Annotated in this window: 14 protein-coding genes; 9 read left to right on the forward strand and 5 right to left on the reverse strand. The window is 45.2% G+C overall.

Going from position 1 to position 20483, the window contains the following annotated elements:
• Nucleotides 1–43: 43 nt before the first annotated feature.
• Nucleotides 44–1387, reverse strand: a complete 1344-nt coding sequence (locus Y696_RS00245; protein ID WP_236609158.1) for an APC family permease — start codon at nucleotides 1385–1387, stop codon at nucleotides 44–46.
• A gap of 608 nt (nucleotides 1388–1995) precedes the next feature.
• On the opposite strand from Y696_RS00245, the gene Y696_RS00250 reads away from it, so the two are divergent.
• From Y696_RS00250 to Y696_RS00260, 3 genes are all read left to right on the forward strand, one after another.
• Nucleotides 1996–2619: a SatD family protein gene (locus Y696_RS00250; protein ID WP_121509507.1), complete on the forward strand. Its 624-nt coding sequence runs from the start codon at nucleotides 1996–1998 to the stop codon at nucleotides 2617–2619.
• A 129-nt stretch (nucleotides 2620–2748) separates the two neighbouring features.
• The gene (locus Y696_RS00255; RefSeq protein ID WP_006490054.1) at nucleotides 2749–3537 is read left to right on the forward strand and encodes a DUF3307 domain-containing protein; all 789 of its coding nucleotides are present in this window, start codon (nucleotides 2749–2751) and stop codon (nucleotides 3535–3537) included.
• Nucleotides 3538–4466: 929 nt separating this feature from the next.
• The gene (locus Y696_RS00260) at nucleotides 4467–7361 is read left to right on the forward strand and encodes a diguanylate cyclase (protein ID WP_014731722.1); all 2895 of its coding nucleotides are present in this window, start codon (nucleotides 4467–4469) and stop codon (nucleotides 7359–7361) included.
• On the opposite strand, the gene Y696_RS00265 is transcribed toward Y696_RS00260, so the two are convergent.
• Together Y696_RS00265 and Y696_RS00270 are read right to left on the reverse strand one after the other, a co-directional pair.
• Nucleotides 7358–8869, reverse strand: coding sequence for a hypothetical protein (locus Y696_RS00265; RefSeq protein ID WP_041928486.1), 1512 nt, complete (start codon nucleotides 8867–8869; stop codon nucleotides 7358–7360). The genes Y696_RS00260 and Y696_RS00265 overlap by 4 nt on opposite strands.
• Nucleotide 8870: 1 nt before the next feature.
• On the reverse strand, nucleotides 8871–9626 hold the full coding sequence (locus Y696_RS00270) for an ABC transporter ATP-binding protein (RefSeq protein ID WP_014731720.1): 756 nt from the start codon (nucleotides 9624–9626) through the stop codon (nucleotides 8871–8873).
• Nucleotides 9627–9813: 187 nt separating this feature from the next.
• Between Y696_RS00270 and Y696_RS00275 the strand changes: the two genes are divergently transcribed.
• The 3 genes from Y696_RS00275 (at nucleotide 9814) to Y696_RS00285 (ending at nucleotide 15000) form a co-directional block, all read left to right on the forward strand.
• Nucleotides 9814–11934, forward strand: a complete 2121-nt coding sequence (locus Y696_RS00275; protein WP_014731719.1) for an RND family transporter — start codon at nucleotides 9814–9816, stop codon at nucleotides 11932–11934.
• A 31-nt stretch (nucleotides 11935–11965) separates the two neighbouring features.
• Nucleotides 11966–12526 carry a 2'-5' RNA ligase family protein gene (locus tag Y696_RS00280; RefSeq protein WP_014731718.1) on the forward strand — a complete coding sequence of 187 codons (561 nt, stop codon included), beginning with the start codon at nucleotides 11966–11968 and terminating at the stop codon, nucleotides 12524–12526.
• A gap of 104 nt (nucleotides 12527–12630) precedes the next feature.
• Nucleotides 12631–15000 carry a Lon protease family protein gene (locus Y696_RS00285; protein WP_121509508.1) on the forward strand — a complete coding sequence of 790 codons (2370 nt, stop codon included), beginning with the start codon at nucleotides 12631–12633 and terminating at the stop codon, nucleotides 14998–15000.
• Nucleotides 15001–15082: 82 nt separating this feature from the next.
• Here the strand turns inward: Y696_RS00285 and Y696_RS00290 are convergent, their stop codons facing one another.
• Nucleotides 15083–16093, reverse strand: a complete 1011-nt coding sequence (locus Y696_RS00290; RefSeq protein ID WP_121509509.1) for a phospholipase — start codon at nucleotides 16091–16093, stop codon at nucleotides 15083–15085.
• A gap of 129 nt (nucleotides 16094–16222) precedes the next feature.
• On the opposite strand from Y696_RS00290, the gene Y696_RS00295 reads away from it, so the two are divergent.
• The 3 genes from Y696_RS00295 to Y696_RS00305 all read left to right on the forward strand — a co-directional run bounded on the left by Y696_RS00295 (nucleotide 16223) and on the right by Y696_RS00305 (nucleotide 19930).
• The gene (locus Y696_RS00295; protein WP_006490071.1) at nucleotides 16223–17446 is read left to right on the forward strand and encodes a S9 family peptidase; all 1224 of its coding nucleotides are present in this window, start codon (nucleotides 16223–16225) and stop codon (nucleotides 17444–17446) included.
• Nucleotides 17447–17448: 2 nt separating this feature from the next.
• A complete protein-coding gene (locus Y696_RS00300) occupies nucleotides 17449–18138 on the forward strand; it encodes an aspartate/glutamate racemase family protein (RefSeq protein WP_006490073.1) in 690 nt (229 codons plus the stop codon).
• 244 nt (nucleotides 18139–18382) lie between these two features.
• Nucleotides 18383–19930 carry an ankyrin repeat domain-containing protein gene (locus Y696_RS00305; RefSeq protein WP_006490075.1) on the forward strand — a complete coding sequence of 516 codons (1548 nt, stop codon included), beginning with the start codon at nucleotides 18383–18385 and terminating at the stop codon, nucleotides 19928–19930.
• A gap of 104 nt (nucleotides 19931–20034) precedes the next feature.
• Here Y696_RS00305 and Y696_RS00310 read toward each other — a convergent pair whose 3' ends face one another.
• Nucleotides 20035–20481: a MarR family winged helix-turn-helix transcriptional regulator gene (locus tag Y696_RS00310; protein WP_006490077.1), complete on the reverse strand. Its 447-nt coding sequence runs from the start codon at nucleotides 20479–20481 to the stop codon at nucleotides 20035–20037.
• Nucleotides 20482–20483: the final 2 nt, after the last annotated feature.

Genomic DNA, 20483 nt, shown 5'->3' on the forward strand with positions numbered 1-20483 from the left:
GCTCGGATCCCGAATCAAGTTTGGGGTAGCGAAATCCAACAGCTCAATCATCAAAGACCGAAAGGTCATTTCTGGAGAATACATTCTTCTCAGTACGGTCCAGGTATTTCAGTCTGAAGATGAAGTATATCATTCCGATTACTTCCCAGACGATAAAGAACAGGAAGAAAGACGTGCTAAAGTCCACTCCGACCTGGTAGAGAAGAATAAGCATAATAAGTATTGAAAACACCACACCGAGAATGGGAATGAAGATGAACCATTTCTTCTTAACAATTGCAGGAGCCGTTTTTCTAAGCGTTTCATTTTTCTTCAGTTTGAAAACCGCAAACATCGTGGGAATAATCACCGCGATTCCTCCAATCGAAGCGAAGGCTGCAAATAGGTTTAGGCCGGATTCGCCGACTGAAATCAGCATAATGGAAGAGAGAAGCCAAATAATTGTCAGCAAAACCCATGGTGTTCCTCTCTTGTTGACCAGTCCGAGTTTCGAGGGGAATACTCGAAGTTTGCACAGCGCAAGCAAAGATCTAGTACCCCACATGTATGTAGCGTTTATCGTTGTGGCGATAGCGAGTATCGGACCGCCGAATGCAAAGACGTAGAAAAGAAATCCGCTAAGGTAATTCGAAGCTACATCATTAAGAGTGCCGTTAGCCATTACCTCTTCTCCCACTCCAAAAGAGACTATTGCCATCAAAAGATAGCAGATCAGAACAATTGAAAGAGATAACATAACTGAAAGCGGGAGATTTTTTCTGGGATTCTCCACTTCTCCGCCCAGCTCTATTACGGCATTTGAACCGGCGAAAGTAAATGTAAGGAGCGCAGAAGCGTAAATCATTGGACCCAATCCCGTTGAAAAGAGTCCTTCAAGGTTTCTCGGGTCGATTTTTGCAACGCCCGGAACGGTGTAAATGGCAATCGCTACAAAGAGGAGAGCAACAAATACTATCTCTACTATAGAAGCCGTTTTCAGCCCGAGCAGATTGACTACATAGAAGAATGTGAGAATTATCAAAGCGACAGGTACGACAGAAATTCCATTCCAAATTCCTTTCATGTAGGATGCCAGTGCCAGAGCATTCAACGGAAAAAGTCCCACAAATGCACCGAAGAGATAGGCCCAGAGACCAAGGAATGCAACTTTGGGTGAAAAGAGGAAAGCGCCGTACTTGAAGGTTCCACCGGTCGTGGGAAGTGTCGATCCAAGCAACATGACGTTTATCATTATTATCGCCATAGGAAGAAAGGCAAAGATAAAGGCAACGATGGTCCCAATCCCGGCACTTTTGTAAGCTATCGGCATATAGACAAATATGCCTGCACCAATAGTCATACCTACTTCTAAAGCAACAAGATCCCAGAACTTGAGTGATTTCTTCATTTGAGACACCTTTCTGGCCAAATTAGAAGGCATTCAGAATGGCCTGACAGTATATGGCGTATTATACAGTAAATCTTCTCTATAGAAAATTCTCCTATATCCATGACTTCTGGGGGTTCGGGTGACGATCTAACTCTCTCCGCTTTTTCAGAAGGGGATACTATGGCCTGCGCCGGATACTCAACATCTCTTGAAAGGTCGGGCGTTTCTTCGGAAACTAAAGATCTTTGGGTTATTGAAGTCAAGAAATCGAAAGCGTACCTGTCGCGAATAGTTCAAGAGCGAAGGTTTTTACGTGTCCACTAAATGAAATTGGTGGGAAGACTAGAAACCTCAAGTAAACTGTTCAACGCGGTTCTATGCATGAATTTTACGGATTGTCATACGCTTTCACAATTTTGGGCAGCAGATACACTGTCTGTCAGTCGTCATGTTAGGTGGTTCTAGATTGCTGATCCATATCTCGAAAAAGTCATGAGTGAGCGTTACGTAGCAGGTTTTTCTCTGAGAACCCAGTTTCCCAATTGAAGCGTTCCTGTACAGGTCTTGGAGACTACTGTGCTACAATCAGTTTGGATCCGTTCTTCGATAAATGGAGTGTGAAATAAATGGGCCTTTATGCGGTCATTACCGCCGACATTATTCAGTCCAGAAAGCAGGTGCTTCCATTTGAGAGAATTGAGCAGACTCTTGCTTCCTTCGCAGGAGAGCATCTCGTCAAGTCGTTCGCACTGTCAAGAGGCGACGAAATTCAAGGCGTAGTATCTGATCTAAGTGTCATCGTATCGCTGGTGCGAAGGTTAAGATACGTTATGTGGCCTTTAGCCCTTAGGGTGGGGATGAGCATCGGCGAAATAGAAGATGACAAACTTAAAAAGGCTGGCACTTCGTGGGATTTGAGCGGAGAGGTTTTCTTCAGCGCAAGAGACGCTCTTGACATGGCAAAGAAATCAAGGGTTTCTAACACGTTCTTTCTTTGCAGTGATGAACTTTTATCCACTGCACTGAACACGTCTCTTTCTCTACTGGAGACTATTGAAAGCGGCTGGACTGAAAAGCAGTGGCAGGCCGTTCATGTATATGAAAGGGAGGGGACCTACGAGAAGGCGGCCAGGGTTCTGGGAGTTACTGCTCCGGCCGTGCAGCAGCATTGTGATAAAGCTGGCTGGAACGTGGTTAGGGCGGCGGAGAAGGAACTGGCGAAATTGATCTCTCTTTCATTGAATATATAAACCATTATAGATTTATTTGTACCAAATAAAGTTATATAGCCTTATATAAGATAAATAAAGTCTTTAAGATTAAATGTGGTATTTATCCATGATTAGAAAGTATCTTTCTGGAACTGGATGGAGGCAAATATGAATGGATTCATGATACCTTTAGCTCTTTCGATCTTGGCTCATGTACTCGCCGATTTCTTGTTCCAAACAGACAACACTGCAAAGGAAAAAAGCGAGCAACAGGCAAAAGGCTTCCTGAAACACTGGATCGTTGTTTTCTTGACGCTTTTAGTCTTGATGATGCCCTTCGGACTCATGGATGTGCTTCTGTATTGTGTAGTCCTTTCACTGTTCCACATACTTCTGGACGTCTTCAAGTCCAGCATTGAAAGTAAACGTGGCCCGGCTACCAGGTTTTCGATGTTTATTATTGACCAACTTCTTCATCTAATGTTGATCGTCTTTCTTGTTCCGATTTCCAGTTTTACAATAGCCAGAAGCTTTTCTGCCTTTATAGTTTGGATAGATTTTCATACAGGACTAGATTTAGCCGTACTTCCGGTTAGTAAAATGCTTTCCGTACTTATTGTCTATCTATATGTTCTCTTTGCGGGAGCGGTATTCATAAGAAAGCTTTTCGACCTGATATACAAGAACCAGCCGGACTACCTTGAGAGAATCGTTGGAAACAGCTCCTCTCTAGATAATGTGAGAACGGGAAAAGCGATCGGCATCTTCGAAAGACTTCTAGTTCTAACACTTTACCTCACGGGAAACGTGGCTTCCATAACAATTGTCATTGCCGCGAAATCTCTGGCAAGATTCAAGAACTTCGATAACAAAGACTTTGCCGAGTACTATCTTATCGGGACACTGGCTAGCGTGATGATTGCAATCATCGGTGGCATGATCTTGGAGGTTCTTTGAAAACGTTATGCGCAAAGAGTTTAGTAGTGTGAGGATAGAGGTTAGAAAATCAAGATCAAAAATCGTATCTCGCCGTGTTTGAGAGAAAGCCGTCCTTGGATAAGATCAAAACCAGATCCAGAAACAAGTTCGGGATGACCCTGAACAAGAGCATTTCAGGGCAGGCTCCGTGGAATGACAAAGAATGCTTATTCCGAAAGCGTCTCAATCTGTCATGAACTTGTTTCAGCATCCCGGTTATGAGAGCCGCTGAGCGCTTAAAAGCGGAGAACCCGCTGATCGCTGTGAAGAGCCGTCCTTGGTTCTTCGTTGTTTGTTAGAATAAGAGAGGCAGGGGATGCAAGATAAGTCCAGTCCTTTGGATAAGATCAAAAGCAAGATCCCGGATCAAGTCCGGGATGACAGAGTGAGAGGCTTTCACAAAGCGCCCGGACAACTTCCTCAGTTGCATTGAAACCCTGAACTGATTGCCGGTTCTCTTCACGAGACCCCAGACCCTGTAATCGATACCCCGCGCTCCGCGTCATCTGAACTTGTTTCAGCATCTAGGTCTAGCGTTCAGGTTTTGGTTCTTATTCTTGCAACTTGGAACTTGCATCTTGCAACTAATTTCAGCTCTTTCGAACCTGCTATCCCAGACGCCGGATTATTGAAAAGAGAGGACTGATTTCATTTCATCACCCAACTGATGGTCGAATGTTGGATCCGTTATAGGAGAATTCTACACGACTCGCATATCTTTGTTTACAGTGAGGAAGAGAAGAATAGATAATGCTAGAAATGTAGAAGCGACAATGAAGATCTCTTCTGAATGAACGACCCAGAAGATCCACTAAAACTTCAGCATGGGAAGGTCATTGAGTTACTGCCGATCTTCATATCAAAGATGATAGACTTTATAGTAAACATTGTCTCACACTGGAGTATTTATGAAGAACCGGCTAATCTCTCTTTTCCTAGCTGCAATTGCTACAGTTTTCGCCGCTGTCATAATTTTCGCGATGACAGAAGTAAGGTATTCCAAAATAGAGAATCACATCGCAAACTCCGCCAGGATAATCACGGAGAATAACGCAAAGACCGCCTTCCTCGGTTACTTCCACTGGGATTCGATGTACGAGGCTTTGGAGTCAGGTGATGCCGACTTCGTTATCTACAATCTAGAAGATCTGCTGAAGAACAATAGCCTGATCGAGGGTGTCGTTGTCGTGTACCGCAACGAGGAATTCGTATCTGCCGGTGAAAGCTTCCAGACTCTTAGAGATCACACGATTGGAGCTTCGGCCTTCTACGAGATCATTCCAAGTGGAGAGGACTTATTGGCGACGATGAGAGTTACCGATAGCGCCGGCTTGGAGAGTCTGAAAGACTCATATGCTATTCTGAAACTTAATCTAGACGAGATTCTAAGATTATTGACTACTGAAGACTACAGATTATCGAGTGTAGAAGGGACTTCCGTGTTCGAAGGTATCTCACTTTCTATTATCAGAAAGTGGTCTCCCGCCAATTATGCTACTGTGAGTCTCGTTTTCCTGATGTCGCTTTCATTCACTATGATTGTTCAGCGTTTGGAAGGCAAAAGGTCTATAGCATCCAAGAACAACGAGATGCTGTTGCTTCTAAACCACATCCCAACACTTATCTGGTACTTCAAAGATTCCGAGACTTTCGGGATCGTAAACAAGTCATTTGCGGAGTTCTTTGGCATGCGTCCGGAAGATATCGAAGGAAGGAAGATTCGCGAGATCTTTTCGGGAGAAGACCTCTCAACAAGTATTGAAACCAATAAACTAGTCTTTGCTGGCAAAGAGGAGCACATTTACGAGCAAGATACCAGGAATTCGAAAGGCGAGCTTAGAACTCTGATTGTTACCAAGACTCCGGAAATCGATGAAAACGGTAATATAAAATCCGTAGTCTGCTCTGCATGTGACGTAACGGATGAACGCAAGGCTCTCAGAAGAATAGAGCTCATCCAGTTCGGGCTCGACAACGCAAACGATGAGGCTTTCTGGATTGCCCCTGACGGATCGATTCTCTACGCAAACAGCGCTGCTTGCAAGAGTCTCGGGTATTCGAGAGAAGAGATAACTGCAATGAAGGTCAATGATCTTGACAAATCTCTAGAAGCTGATGACAGAAAAAGCAGCTGGGAGAGGCTCAAATCAAACGGGAAAGACAATTTCGAGGCATACCATCTGAGAAAGGATGGTTCCACTTTCCCCGTTGAAATCAACAGAAACTATTTTAAGTACGATGGAAGAGAATATGAATTCACGTTTGCGCGGGATATTTCTGACCGCTTAAAAAGTTTTGAGATTCTTGAAAGAGACAAGTTCAGGATCGAACGGCTCCACGAGGCGGCTCTCAATCTCGAAAGGTGCAGTGAACTGCAGAGCGTCTACGACCTTGTCATCGAAGCGGCAAAAGAGATTCTCGAATTCGACATTTGCTTCATATGCGTAAGGGAAGAAGAAAATCTCGTAATAAAGGCGTCTTCCAACCTGAATCCACGGGATCCCCTGGAAATGTCGATCGATAAGGGCATTGTAGGAAGGACTTATAGAGAGAAGAAGTCATATGTAATCGATGATATCCAGGAGTTTCCCGGTGCTCTTAGAACAAACGATATATATAGAGCTGGACTCAGTGTACCGGTTGGAGATGTCGGAGTCTTTCAGGCAATGTCCGTGAAAAAGGCGATCTTTGGCGAACAGGAATTGCGTCTTGCTGAACTCCTGATGTCTCATGCCCGCGAAGCGATTGTGAGGATTGAAACAGAGAAGCGCATGAATTACATGTCTCTTCACGATAAACTTACCGACCTTTACAACAGGTTGTACTTCGAGGAAGAGCTTAAAAGACTTGAAGGCTCTAGATTCTACCCCATCTCAATTGTTTCGGCAGATATCGATGGACTGAAGTTGATCAACGATACGATGGGTCACTCAAGAGGAGACCAGATACTCATCGAGCTTTCGCAGATATTGAGATCTTGCTTCAGAAAGACGGATGTTGTGGCGAGATTTGGGGGAGATGAATTCGCAATAATATTGATCAAGACGGACGAGGAGATTACAGAAAAGATCGCTCTGCGGGTAAGAAAGATTGTGGAAAAATTCAACATGAACAACTCCGGACCGCCTCTAAGTGTTTCGATGGGTATTGCTACGAGCAATGGCCCTGAACAAGAACTTGTTGAAACACTTAAGCAAGCCGATGACTTGATGTACCGCGATAAACTTTACAGAAGTTCGAGCGTTAGAAGTCAGATGGTCAACACACTCCTTGTAACTCTAGCCGAAAAAGACCAGATCTCAGGAGGGCATGCGAAGAGACTTCAGAAACTCTGCCTTGAACTTGGAAGAAGAGCCAGACTTAGCACGAGGCAGTTGAGCGACCTTGCATTGTTCGCACAGGTGCACGATCTCGGAAAGGTGGGAATTCCAGACAGCATTCTGTTTAAACCAGGTCCTTTGACCGCTGATGAATGGAGGATAATGAAGCTACATCCTGAAAAGGGATATAGGATAGCGATCTCATCTCCCGACCTCTCTTCAGTTGCGGATTTGATTCTCAAGCATCACGAAAGATGGGATGGAAGGGGTTACCCGCTGGGCATAAGCGGTGAAGACATTCCAATAGAATGCCGGATTCTCTCGATTGTCGATGCCTTTGATGCTATGACAAACGACAGGCCTTACAGTAGGGCGATAAGCAAAGAAGAGGCAGTTGAAGAAATAGTGAACTGCTCAGGTACCCAGTTTGACCCGAAACTGGTCCAAATGTTTAAGAGTATCGTGAGCAATGAACTTGTTTAGATCTCGTTGATTACCAGCTTCACCTTTTTGTAGCTGAAGATAGAAATCAAGATAGCTACCGCAAGCGACGCTAGAGAAATCAGGATGAGCCAGATATTTGAATTGCTCTCTGAAGCGCCACTCAGTATTGTTGTTAGTGGCATTATTGCACCAAAGCTGAGGCCCATGCAGATCACCTGGTTCAGAAGGACAAACTTTGTTCTCATAAAAGTATTCGGATTATCCATCTGATCCGGTGGGGATACCAGGACACCCCTGATTCCTAATAGAGAAGAGGTAATATATAGGACGAAGACTATGGGAACTACAACAAAATAGCCGAATGACTCGCCCTTCACGAGTATGCTGGTTGTGAGAACCCCGACGAAGAGAACTGACCCCAGCAGAACGGGCAAGGTTGCCTTCAGGGCTATCATTCTTCCCAGAGAGATGGGAAGTGTCTTTGTCGTTTCAATGAAAGGGAACTCTCTTCCCATAAGAAATGCAGATTGAATTGTTGTAAAAATAGTGCTTATGAGCACCGTAGTAAATATCGAAGCAACAGCGTCATCTGAAATGAGTCCGAAAATCAGACCGAACACTACGGGGTAGAAAAGATAGTATATAAGTTGCTCATAACGCTTATAGATTTTTAGCTCTCTTCTCAGCAACACCCCTCGCGATCTCCCATTAAAGGAGACCGTTTTCGTTCTGCTTTTTGTATAGGAAACCGGTTCAAACTTAATAGATGAAGCTACTCTGAAAAATATGTATCCCAAAACCGGAATTGCCCCAAGGCCTACAAGAAGATAAATCGGCTGCTCCGAAGCTTTTACACTCCAGGTAAAAACGTTCATGGGATTCGAAAGAACTCCCCATGCGGATGCCAGCTTCTGCAAGTACAGCGGTATATTGTCCGTGCTTCTCGGAACCAGCTGAACGATAATAAAAAACATGAAACCAGCGATTATCTGAACAACAAACATCACTTTTCGCGCTGCCGCCCTTGACATGAACTTTCCGAAAGCCACTGAAACTATGGAGGCCAAGAGCACAGTGTCTATTACTACCAGAACGAGCGCGGGAATCCCAATCCATGGACTGGGATCGACTCTCAGATGAAAAGGAAGAGCTATTCCGATGAAGACGGATAAGGTAAGACCCTGATATACAGTCGATATCATTATTTGATAGGCTATTATGCTGACTCTTTTCACGGGAAGAACGAGAAGCATATCTATCTCCTCATTTCTCATGAAGAGATATGATGACGTCGCGGAGAAAGAAATCAGGAAGAAGAACCCTGAGATAGTTAGGAAGAAACCTGCCATAACCTTTCCAAGAGAGACTCCCTCGATAGAGACCCCTGCAGTAGATCCATATACCTCCCAAAGAAACGTGCCGATCATAATCGCAAATACGGCGAAAATAAATAGCTGACCGGAAAGGCCACCCCTATTGCCTCTCTTGCCTGGGAAGAGAAACAGCTTGTGTTTGAAGAATAGCTTTAAATCATTCAAAGGGGCCACCTCACAGTGCACTTACTATTTCCTGGATGTCTTCATCCTCACCGGTTAACTGAAGGAAGAGGTTTTCGAGAGTTTCCCTTTCATCGGCACCGGCCTTCCTTCTCAATTCATTCATTGTACCTTCCGAAATCAACTTCCCCTTATTGATTATTCCTATCCTGTCACACATCTTTTCAGCGATTTCAAGTACGTGGGTCGTCATAAAAATCGTAGATCCCTCATTCTTGTACTTCTCCAGAAGCATCTTCAGGATTTTTGCGCTTCTTGCATCGAGGCCGACTGTGGGTTCGTCCAGGAATATCACTTCGGGCCGTCTCATCAGAACGGATATGACCATTATCTTTTGTTTCATGCCGTGGGACATCTCGGAGATCATCTTACCTAGATAATCGATTCCAAAGGCTTCGCATAGCTCCCCGACTCTTTTCTTCGCTTCTTGCTTCTTGTCAGGGAAGACGTCCATTATGAACTCCAGAAACTCCGCACCCGTGAAGTAAGAGTAGATTCTTGGCTCATCGGGTACAACGCCAATCCTGCTCTTGATAAGCAGTTCGTTTCTGGAAAAGTCCATATCGAGTATTTTCACCTCTCCAGATGTGGGTTTCAAAGTGCCCGTCAACATTCTTATGGTAGTAGTTTTTCCGGCCCCGTTCGGTCCAAGAAAGCCGTATATCTCCCCTGAACTAATAGACAGATCTATCTCATTCACTACAGGGTCTTTGTCGAAGACCTTGGTAAGCTTTTTACAGCTGATCATTTGGATCCCTCCAGACTCTACTGCTAAGTGTCGGCCAGATTGTTCACACGCCCCAATTTTACGACAAGAGTCAAAGCATTTCAAATTACGTTACGATTCCAATTCATCTGCGAGGCGTTCAATCTCTACATAGGCGATGAATCGTAAAGTCAGATGATATAATGGGCTGAGTTCATGAGGTGTGAATATGAGAAGAGCGATATCCTTTATCATATTGGCCGTAGTAGTCGTGATTCTGTTGTCCGGAATAAACGGGTTTAGCTTTGACCCCTCGCCTGCTGCCTTTTTGAGCGACGACGATTCGGAGCTTGAGGCGTTCAACAAGATCGCGGAAGTTTTCGGCGATACCGGATCGATAGTTTTGATTCTTGAAGCTTCTCAAACCTCTTTGGAGCTCTTGAAAAGCGTCACCGAGAAGATCAATTCTCTTGACTGGGTGAAATCCGCTTTGTCTCCCACCGAGGCCGTTAAGCTGGGAAGCTTCAATCTTTTTACGATGAGTATTCCATCGGGAAGCTACGTTTATGAAGATGAGGGCCGACTGGTTCTTAATGAAGAACTGCTCACGGATCCCGTTTACAGCAATCTGATCGTTTCTTCCGATGGCAGGTACTATGCGATCATGATTACCATAGCAGAGGGGAACGAGCTGAAAAGTGACATGATGATCCCGGAACTGCGTTCGGTACTGGACTCTTCCGGCGTAGAAAGCTACAAATTGATCGGAGAAAGTGTTGCTAATTTCGAAACCTTCAGGTCGATCTTTGATCTCACCTTCAAGTATCCACCCTTCATACTGCTTGCCATCATGGCAGTTTACATGATCAAGTTCAGAAGAATATCGCTATCACTTTTAACCCTTGTACCACCTTTGGCTGCAGTAATGGTGATAGTAGGAATAATGGGACTGCTCAAACTTTCTATAAACAGTCTTACGGTTATGATACCTTCGTTCATAATTATAATTGGCAGTGCTTACGGGATGCATTTTCTATCGAGATTTGAAGAAAACATCCATATGAAGAATGCCGTCAGAAGGACCATCCACGAAGAGAGAGTGCCTATACTCTTTTCTGCTCTTACAACTATGGCGGGCTTTTCTTCATACATCCTACTCGATATGAAGGCCTTTCAGGAAATGGGGATATTCGTCTGCTCCGGGATCTTTTTATCGGCGATTTTTACTATCACTGTCCTTCCGGGGCTTGTTACCCCTAAGGCGGGCACTAAACGCGAGGTTTTGCCACCAAGGGATGTTCACCCATTAGTTAAAAGAGCGGTTATCTGGGTTGTCGTTGCCACAAGTATTGTCTCTCCCTTACTAATCATCACTATTCCAATGACGATTGATCAGTATAATTTTTTCAAGGAGGATTCAGAGATCAGAGAAAGCGCAAGAACGATGAAGGAAGCCTTCGGTTGGTTGACGAATTATACTCTCATGGTTGAACCTGCTAAGGGAGCAAGCATTTCATTCACAGGTGACCAGGTTGAGAATCTAGAAGCTTTCGAACAGGAGTTGAAGGGGATTGAAGGAGTTTCAAAGGTTTTGAGTCTCTTTGACCTTTCGAGAGAGACCAACGTACCCTTACCTTTGATGATCAGAGTGCTCAACTCTACAGAGGCATTTGGTGATTCTACTTCACTTCTGGTCAGTGACAATGCGATCCGTTTCAACATCTTTTCATCTCAGAGCGACAGCCTGAGTGCTGAGAGATTGAAAGCCGCAGTCGAAAAGGCCATAAGAAAATTCCCTGAAATGAACAAGAACTTCGAATTCACTCTGGCTGGAACAACTCTCATATGGGAGAGCGTCAATTCATCGGTAGTCAAGAACCAGATTCAAAGTCTAATTGTCTCATTTGGGCTAATCATATTGCTTCTGTTTTCTATATTCAGGAGCTTGAAATCAACCATAATAGCTACTATTCCAATTCTGCTGACAGCACTGTTCAACTTCGTCTTTATGGCCGTTTTCAGGATCCCCCTAAGCATTTCTACAGCTCTTATTTCGGGGATGTTGATGGGACTGGTAATCGACTACGCTATCCATTTCACGATCTGGTTTAGGAGATTTGGTGATTCACATAAGGCTTATGAACAAACGGCTAGGGCAATTCTTACAAATGGTATAAGTCTTGTAGCGGGTTTCTCGGTTTTGCTCCTCACACCATTACTGCTTTATGTGGATGTTGCGAAACTTATGGTAAGCGGGCTAGCTGTGGGAATGGTTCTTACCCTAATACTTCTCCCCGAAATCGCATCGAGGAGTGAAAGGTTTTTGAGCAGGGGCAAAGACTCCGACTGATATAATTCTTATAATAATCAACTGGAGGTGCGTGGTTCTGAAGGCACTTGTTTCTCTTCTCCCAGAGGATTTGGATCGTTTCGTCAGAGGGATATGGGACGAACTGAAGACAGAGTTTGGTTTTTATTCAGTTTTTCTAACCCCTTTTCCTCATATAACCTTCTGCATTGTGGAAGAGGAGGAGACTGGAATCGACCCTTTGATCGAGGTCATAGCTTCCAGTACGCCTCCTTTGATGGCCAGAACGGAGTATCTAGGAGTCTTCTCCGGTGAGAAACCCGTGATCTTCATTGGACTCGCAAGGAATTCGCGTTTAGCATCTCTCCACCATGCTTTATGGACCGAACTCCGCGATTCGGTAAACAACAGAGCGATCGCTTATGATGAAGACCACTGGATACCTCATATTACAGTTGTTTTTGGAGATGATCTTAAACGATCCAACATTGGTCCTGTTATGGAGAGACTTGCCTTCAGGGATTTTCATCACGAGTTTACAATAGACAATCTGACCATACTCGAAGAGGTTCCCGACGAAGGGATAGTTGTCAGGAAGAAGCTGAAGCTCGCCGGCCAGTCGAAGAAAGATTGACCTGTATCTGGCTCTTACAATCCCTTCTCAAAGGGTAAACAACTAGAAATCCAGCTACCAGATTACCTGTTTGTTATAATCTATCCAAAGAAGGAGGTAGATGCATGAGAAAAGTTGGCTGGAAGGACATAGATCTGAAGATTGCGCTACCGGAAGACGTGAAATCTACTGAGTGTATTGGCGAACTGGAAGAGTTTATAGGTCAGGAAAGAGCCATAAGGGCACTTGAGACTGGACTTCACATAGATGCGAAGGGTTACAATGTGTTTGTTTCGGGTACTACCAACACTGGCAGAAGGACCTTTGTAAGTCGCTATCTCAAAAAGAAAGTCGAGGGCACTAAAACCCCCGGAGACTGGATATACGTCTATAATTTTGACGACCCAAGGTCTCCAAACTCAATATCCCTTGAAGCGGGAACGGGAAAGATATTTCAGAAGGAAATGAATGACTTTGTCGAGATCGCTATAAACTCCATTGGCGAGAGCTTTCAAAGCGAGGACTATCAGCAGAAAGTTACATCCTTACAGAATGAACAGTCGGAGAAACGTTCAAACATGCTGAAGGAACTCGTTGAGAAGGCCAAAGAGAAAGACTACACCGTTCAAATAAACCAGACCGGAGTCGCAACAATTCCTATATGGAACGGAAAACCACTTACGCAGGAAGTATATGAGGCTCTTCCCGAAGATTATCAGAAGCAGATTACGAAGAAGGGCGAAGAGGTTCGTGAGCTGGTTAATTCCTATCTTCTGAAACTGAGCAAGATGGAAAAAGACTTCGGCGAAAAGTATAAGGAACTGAACAGAAAAGTTGCCTCATTTGCCGTTGAAGGTCACATAAGGGAGATGAAGGATAGATTCAGCGAAAGTAAAGAGGTTGTAGAGTTTATTGAGAGCATGAAGAAGGATCTTCTTGACAATCTTGGAGTCTTCTTCAGCCAGGAGATCGATTCGAAGGCCTTTTTTGGCAAGAGATACGCAGTAAACCTATTTGTCGACAATTCTGGAATAGAGGGAAAACCGGTTGTAGAGGTAACAAACGCCAATTACTCTTCCCTCTTTGGAAGAATCGAGTACGTAGCGAAGATGGGAATGCTCGATACCGATCACACAATGATAAGACCAGGAGCGATACACAGTTCCAATGGCGGATACCTTGTTCTAGATGCTAAAAACGTGCTAAGTGAACCGTATGTTTGGCAAACACTGAAACAGGTTCTCTTTTCGGGCCTGGAAGGAATCGAGAATCTTGAACATAAGATCGGCCTGCTTTCGACTGTGAGTCTGAAGCCGGAGCCGATTCCACTTGACATAAAGATCGTCATGATCGGAGAGCCCTGGATATACAGTATGCTTAGCACCCTTGACACCGATTTTAAGAAGCTCTTCAAAGTAAAGGCAGAGTTCGACTGGGAAATGACTATACAGAATGATACTGTGGACAAGCTCTGCGGACTCATGTGCAATATTGTTAAGGCGAACTCCTTAAGGCCATTAGAGAGAGAAGGAATAATAGAGGTTATCAAGAGAGCGATCTTCCTTTCTGGGAGTAGAAAGAAGGTTTCTACACAGTTCGGTGCACTTGAACAGATCCTTCTCGAAAGCTCGGCCGTCGCGGAAGTCAGTGGTCACGAGATGACACAGGCCGATGACGTATCGACTGCATGGGAAGAAATGCACAAGAGGGTTTCGCTCTATCAGGATAAGATCAAAGAGATGTTCCAGAACTCCACTTTAATGGTTCAAACAGAGGGGGAACTTGTCGGCGAAATAAACGGGTTGACAGTGATCCAGACTGAAGATCTTTCTTTCGGGATACCGGTGAAGATTACCGCCAAAGTCGGACCGGGCAACAGCGGAATCGTCGACATACAGAAGGAATCCGAGCTTAGTGGACATATCCACAATAAGGCCAGTCTGACCATTCAGGGATATATGAGCTCGAAATACGCGCAGCAGTTCCCGCTAAGCCTAAATGGCTCGATAAGTTTCGAGCAGGTTTACTCGGCGGTTGAAGGAGATAGCGCTTCGGTTGCCGAAACGGTGGCCTTCCTTTCTGCAATTGCTGAAGTTCCAATAAAACAGTCGATAGCCGTAACAGGTTCTATAAACCAGAGCGGACGGGTTCAGCCGGTAGGTGGTGTCCAATACAAGATTCAGGGCTTTTATGATCTCTGCAAAATTAAGGGCTTCAACGGCCAGCAGGGAGTGATAGTGCCCGAAGCGAACTCCGATAACGTGATTCTAAACGACGAAATAATAGGAGCGATTAAAGAAGGTAGATTCAACGTCTGGACTATCGAAACCGTGGACGAGGCCATAGAAATTCTCACGGGAATGAAACCGGGGAAAATCGGAAAGAACGGGCAGTACTCTTCAGGCAGTTTCAATCGACTTGTCGTTGACAGGCTCAAGAAGTTCTACGAGATTGCCTCTCGAACACATGATCGAACCGGCAAGGACGCCGATTAGTCCGGCCACTTCATTAAACCAGCAAAAACGGCGATAGATTATATCTCTGACTATCGCCGTTTTGATTTTAAGAACAGCGCTTCTAGAATTCCGAATCAATCTCTGCAAATCGTGCAAGCATATAGTTTATGTAACCCTTTACATAGGAGGCAGTTTCTCTCAAAATCTCTACTGAAAGCGCATCGAGCTTCTCTGTTTCGCCTGCGTTTTGAAGATCGTCGAAGTAAGCTTTTCCTAGCCAGACTGCCTCGGGATTTTCCAGTTCGTCCCCCATTGTACGCTTAAGTTCGTAATATACTGAACTCAGCTTATTTCTGGAGTACCTTCGCAAACTAACGGCCGCTTGGTTCGGATCCTTAATCTCTTTGGGTGAAACCTCTTTGATCGCCTCAACGAGCGGTTCGTATTCTTCCCAGAGCAGGTATCCTCCGTAGAAATCATATGCGAAATGAAAGTTTGCAAAAACAGTCTGCCACTTGGCTATATTGAATGGTAGCTTCACCAGCTCGAAAAACGGTGCCGGGAAAGTATGAAATGGCTGACCGACGTCTTCAAGATAGTGAATGGCTCTTCCCATAAACCGGTATGCCCAGTAACGGTCTCCTCTCGAATAAGCAATCTCGGCGAGATCACTGAAATACTGAACCACGTCGGTCGCCTTACCAATTCTAATGAAGAGAAGCATTCTGTATTCCATGTGTCTCAACCCCTGGCTGTCTCCGAGGAGTGTCTCTATTCCTTTAAGTTCAAGCCCCTTGTCCATACCTAGATCGGGCTCGTAAGAATAGACAGAAAGGATCTGCCACAGGGGCGCCAAGTTGTCAACGGGTTTGGGGTTTGGGAAGATCGAGGTGTAAAGATCGAGGTCTTCTTCAGGCAGATAGTTTTCACCGAGATAATCGTAGAAACCCTCTATGGCCGGATTATACTCCTGAGTATCTACATCGGCGTACGTATAAGGGGTAATTTGGACAAACTCATCGAAATCATCCTCATACTGCGAAACAATGATATAAGTAAGCGCGTCATGCCCCGACCACGAAAAGGCAAACGCAGTCACAAGCAGTATAAGAATCACCATCACTCTTTTCATGTGATCACCTCCAGTCTGATAATATCAGATTTCATGTTGCATTATTACCTTCTCAAGAGCGTTTCGCTTTCGGTATTAGAACTCTTTTCTGATAGTATTATTGAGAAAAGGCGTTAAAGGAGGTGCGAAATGGGGGACAATTCAAAGAGAGTCTCAAGAGGTTTGCTAGATGTGAGAATACTGCGTGATGTCGAATTCGATTTTCAACTTTACAGGTCTCTCGGAGCGGTTTCCTACGAAGGGGGAACGGTTGGGGAGATCCTCTCTCTTGTACCACATATAAATTGCGACGATCCCGACTCGTGGGTGAAGTCATTCAAAGAGCTCGCGACGAAGCTGAAGAATCACGCCCTTATAGTTCTTCAGAAAGGCAATAACGAGAGCGCGAGACAGGAGTTTTTGAGGGCTGCAAATTATTTCAGAGCTGCCGAGTACTTTGGCGATCCCAGAGACTCGAAGACAAGATACCTCGGAATGGAAAGCAGAGATTGCTTTGTATATGCTTTCAGGACCACCGATATTCAATTTGAAGCGGAGAGGATACCGTACGGCGAGGATTTTATTCCGGCGTACTGGATTGCTCCGACAACAGGCGGCAAGAAGAAGACGATAATGATGATTAGTGGTTTTGACGGGACGTCGGAAGAAATGTATTTTCAGGCAGGCTCGGCCGCTTTGCAAAGGGGTTACGCGGTTGTTCTCTTCGATGGTCCCGGTCAGGTGGGAATGAGAAGGTTCTCGCCAGAGACTCCGTTGCGTCCCGACTACGAAGTCCCGATCTCCAAAGTTGTCGATTATGCCCTGTCGAAGGAGGATGTCGACCCTTCTAAACTTGCGCTGTACGGCATAAGTCTGGGAGGATACTTCTCACTTAGGGCGGCGGCCAACGATTCCAGAATAAGGGCCCTGATTTCTAACTCGCCAATTACTGATATGTACAGGTACATGTCTGCATTTGCCGGAGAAGCGATCAATTCTCCCGAAGACATAACACTTGAGACAGTCGACCTTGTGCCGACCGAGTATCTATCGAAGGCCCAAAAACTGCAGCTCGTTAACATAATGCTTAAATATGGAAGGCATTCAATGTTCAAGGCTTTCGAGAGAATGAAGGACTTTGTGGTCGGTGATAGCATAAAGAATATCCAGGTTCCCTTCCTTGCAATGGTTAGTGAGGGAGAAGGAGAAGAGGCGCTTTCCCAGGCGAAGGAAGCTTCTGATAGCGTTTCGGGAAAGTCAACAATGAGGATCTTCACTAGAGAAGAAGGCGCAGATTCCCACTGTCAGGTTACAAATCTTCCCTTGTCCAATTCAGTTCTTCTTGACTGGTTGGATGAGGTCTTCGGAGCGTAGACATGAAGCGCATAGGTTTACTTGGAGGAATGAGCTGGGAGTCATCGCTCGAGTACTACAGATTGCTTAATGAGATGGTTAAGAACAGGCTTGGGGGATTGCATTCCGCGGAATGCATAATGGCTTCCGTTGACTTCGGACCGGTCTCGGACATGATGAAGACGGATGACTGGAAGGGTATAGAGAGAGTCCTTTCCGAGGCTGCCCAAGATCTTAAGAGAGCGGGTGCGGATTTTCTGATTATCTGTACGAACACAATGCACCTCATAGCAAGGGAAATTGAAAAGGCATCCGGACTCGAGGTCATCGAAATAGGCATTGCTGTCGGTGAGGAGATCGAGCGAAGAGGACTTAAAACCGTTGGACTCCTCGGAACAAGATTCACCATGGAAAGAGCTTACTATAGGGATACATTGGCGGGATTTGGGATAAGTGTTATCGTTCCCTCGGAAGAAGAAAGGGCAGTAGTAGATAGGATCATCTTCGAGGAGCTGTGCAAAGGAATCTTTAGAGAAGAATCAAAGTCGGCATATAAGAAAATAATTAACGGGTTGCAAATGAACGGAGCAGAGGGAGTGATCCTTGGTTGCACCGAAATACCTCTTTTGATAAAAGAGTCCGACGTGGACATTCCCGTTTTCGATACGACGGCCATTCACGCCCGGGCGGCCGTTGAACATGCACTTTCGTGATTCGAGACTGCGAATAGTAGATCGTTCACAGTTCCACAGAAAAGTATACTCAAGTGTCCGCTTCATAAAACAAGGGCAGTATGTTTCTGAACCAGTTAGTTCAACCTGATGTTAGATTCAAGATCACTCTTGTATGGATCTCGACAGGTTAATGGAATACTTCAGCTGGATACTGTCACACGCGGAGATCATTAGCTATTTCAAATAACTGAAATTGCCTACATCCATGAAGGAGGATTCAAGTATGAGAAAAATCTTGTCAGTGCTTTTGTCAGTATTGCTGTTATCAGCAGTCTTATTTTCAAACGTTTACAGCAGTGCGTGCAACGGTGACTTACAGGGAGTAAAGGAAGCCTTGAACAGCGGTGGTGACATCAATGAGTTGGGTTACGCAAACAAATCGGCCCTTATGGTTGCTGCAGATTCCGGCCACTCGGATATTGCGGTTTTTCTAATCGAATCCGGAGCAGACATCTCCATTGTTGACGACAACGGTTATACCGCTCTTCATTACGCGGCGAGAAAGGGCCTCCTCGAGGTTGTGAAGATACTGCTTGAAAGAGGGGCGGATATAAACGCTCATCCAGCAAGTTCGATGTTTTATGAAGGCTATACGCCCTTGATCCTCGCTTGTGACAACTCCAAGAACGACGTTACTCTGGAAGTTGTGAAGTATCTTGTAGAGAAGGGAGCCGATCTTGAGAGAGTTGAATATGCTTTCCGGTCTCCGCTGATCGCCGCGATCTTTTCGAAGGGAACAAACACCGTAAAATTCCTTCTGGAAAGCGGCGCCGATCCAAACCGACCGGCCAAAGACGGCAGAACGCCGCTATACCTAGCTATATCGGAAGGCCTCCCAATTGAGGGCATAGAGGCTCTTCTGGAATACGGGGCCGATGTGTCTGTAGGAAACGAGTACTACACGCCGCTTCAGCTGGCTGTATCTAAGTCGAAAAACGATGTCGCTATTAAGCTGATTGAGTTTGGAGCGGACTACTGGGCTGTAGATGAGGATGGGAATACTCTCCTCCATCGTGCTGCCGGAAAAGGTTCCACAAAAAACATAGAAATGTTTGTCAAGCTTGGGATCGATATAAACGCTAGAAACAACGAGGGAAAGACACCTCTCCATATCGCTGCCGAAGATGATCACCTCAAGAATGTCAAGCTGTTGATCTCTCTTGGAGCGGACGTCCTGGCAAGGGACAACAACAACTATTTACCGTTCCATCTGCATCTAGCCGTGTATGAAGAAGATGTAGAAGTTATCGAGCAGTTGCTTTCGGCAGGAATCAGCGTAGACAACAACGAAGTCGAGACCGGGATCTCTCCGCTTCATATCGCTGCGGCATATGGAAAAACTGACATTGCAAAGCTTTTGATCCAGAAAGGAGCAGACGTCTCGATAAAAGCACAGGGAGGTCTTCAGCCAATCCATGCAGCGGTGGGTAGTTATGGGAGTCTGGAGATGGTTGATTACTTGCTGGAAAGTGGGGCAAATATCGACGCCGAAGATGACGAAGGCAGAACCCCAATTTTCTATGCTGTAGTAGACTATAACATGGAGGCGATCTCCCATCTCGGAGAGAAGGGGGCCAACGTAAATCATAGGGACCATGCCGGTATGACACCCGCTCATTATGCGGTTCAGGACGAATGGGACGGAATTGAAATGTTGACAATTCTAAACAGTTTCGGCCTTCTAGCAAATGTCAAGGACAACTCCGATAAGACCCCAGAGGATTACGCGGCTTCCGAAGAAATAAAAGAGTTCTTGAAGACTCTTTACTGAAGATTCAGATAAGCTTTTCGCAATGTCCCACAAACATGGCCTCTGCGTTTGCGGAGACCGTGTTTTTTGATTGCCTGAGAAGGGACCCGGAGATAGTTATGAACTTACTTTGCCTTTTTCGCATTAGTGGCTGCTCTCTCAAGAAGGGATAGCAGTTGCTGCTTTTCGTCGCCTGAAAAGCCTTCCGTTAGTATCTCTTCAAGCTCCGAGCCAAGTTTTCGGAGTTTCTGTCCGATCTTCTTCCCGTTATCGGTAAGAAAAAGCTTGTAAACCCGGGTGTCCAAAGAATCGATTTCTCTCTTAACGTAACCCGCTTCAGTTAGTTTGCTCATAGCCTTTGCGGTCGTGGCCTTGTCAACGCCAAGAATATCGCTAAGTTCGTTCTGGCTGATTCCTTCTTTTGACATAAGAACTCTCAAAAAGAAGAAGTGCCCGCTTCCCAATCCATATTTCTGCATTTCCCTGCTGAAGTAGACGTTTGCACTGCGTGAAATGCAGTATATCCAGCGACTTATGTACCCTTCCCCACTGAAAGATAGATCATGAGACATCC

The sequence above is a fragment of the Mesotoga sp. H07pep.5.4 genome, from assembly GCF_003664935.1.
GTDB classification, from domain to species: Bacteria; Thermotogota; Thermotogae; order Petrotogales; family Kosmotogaceae; genus Mesotoga; species Mesotoga prima.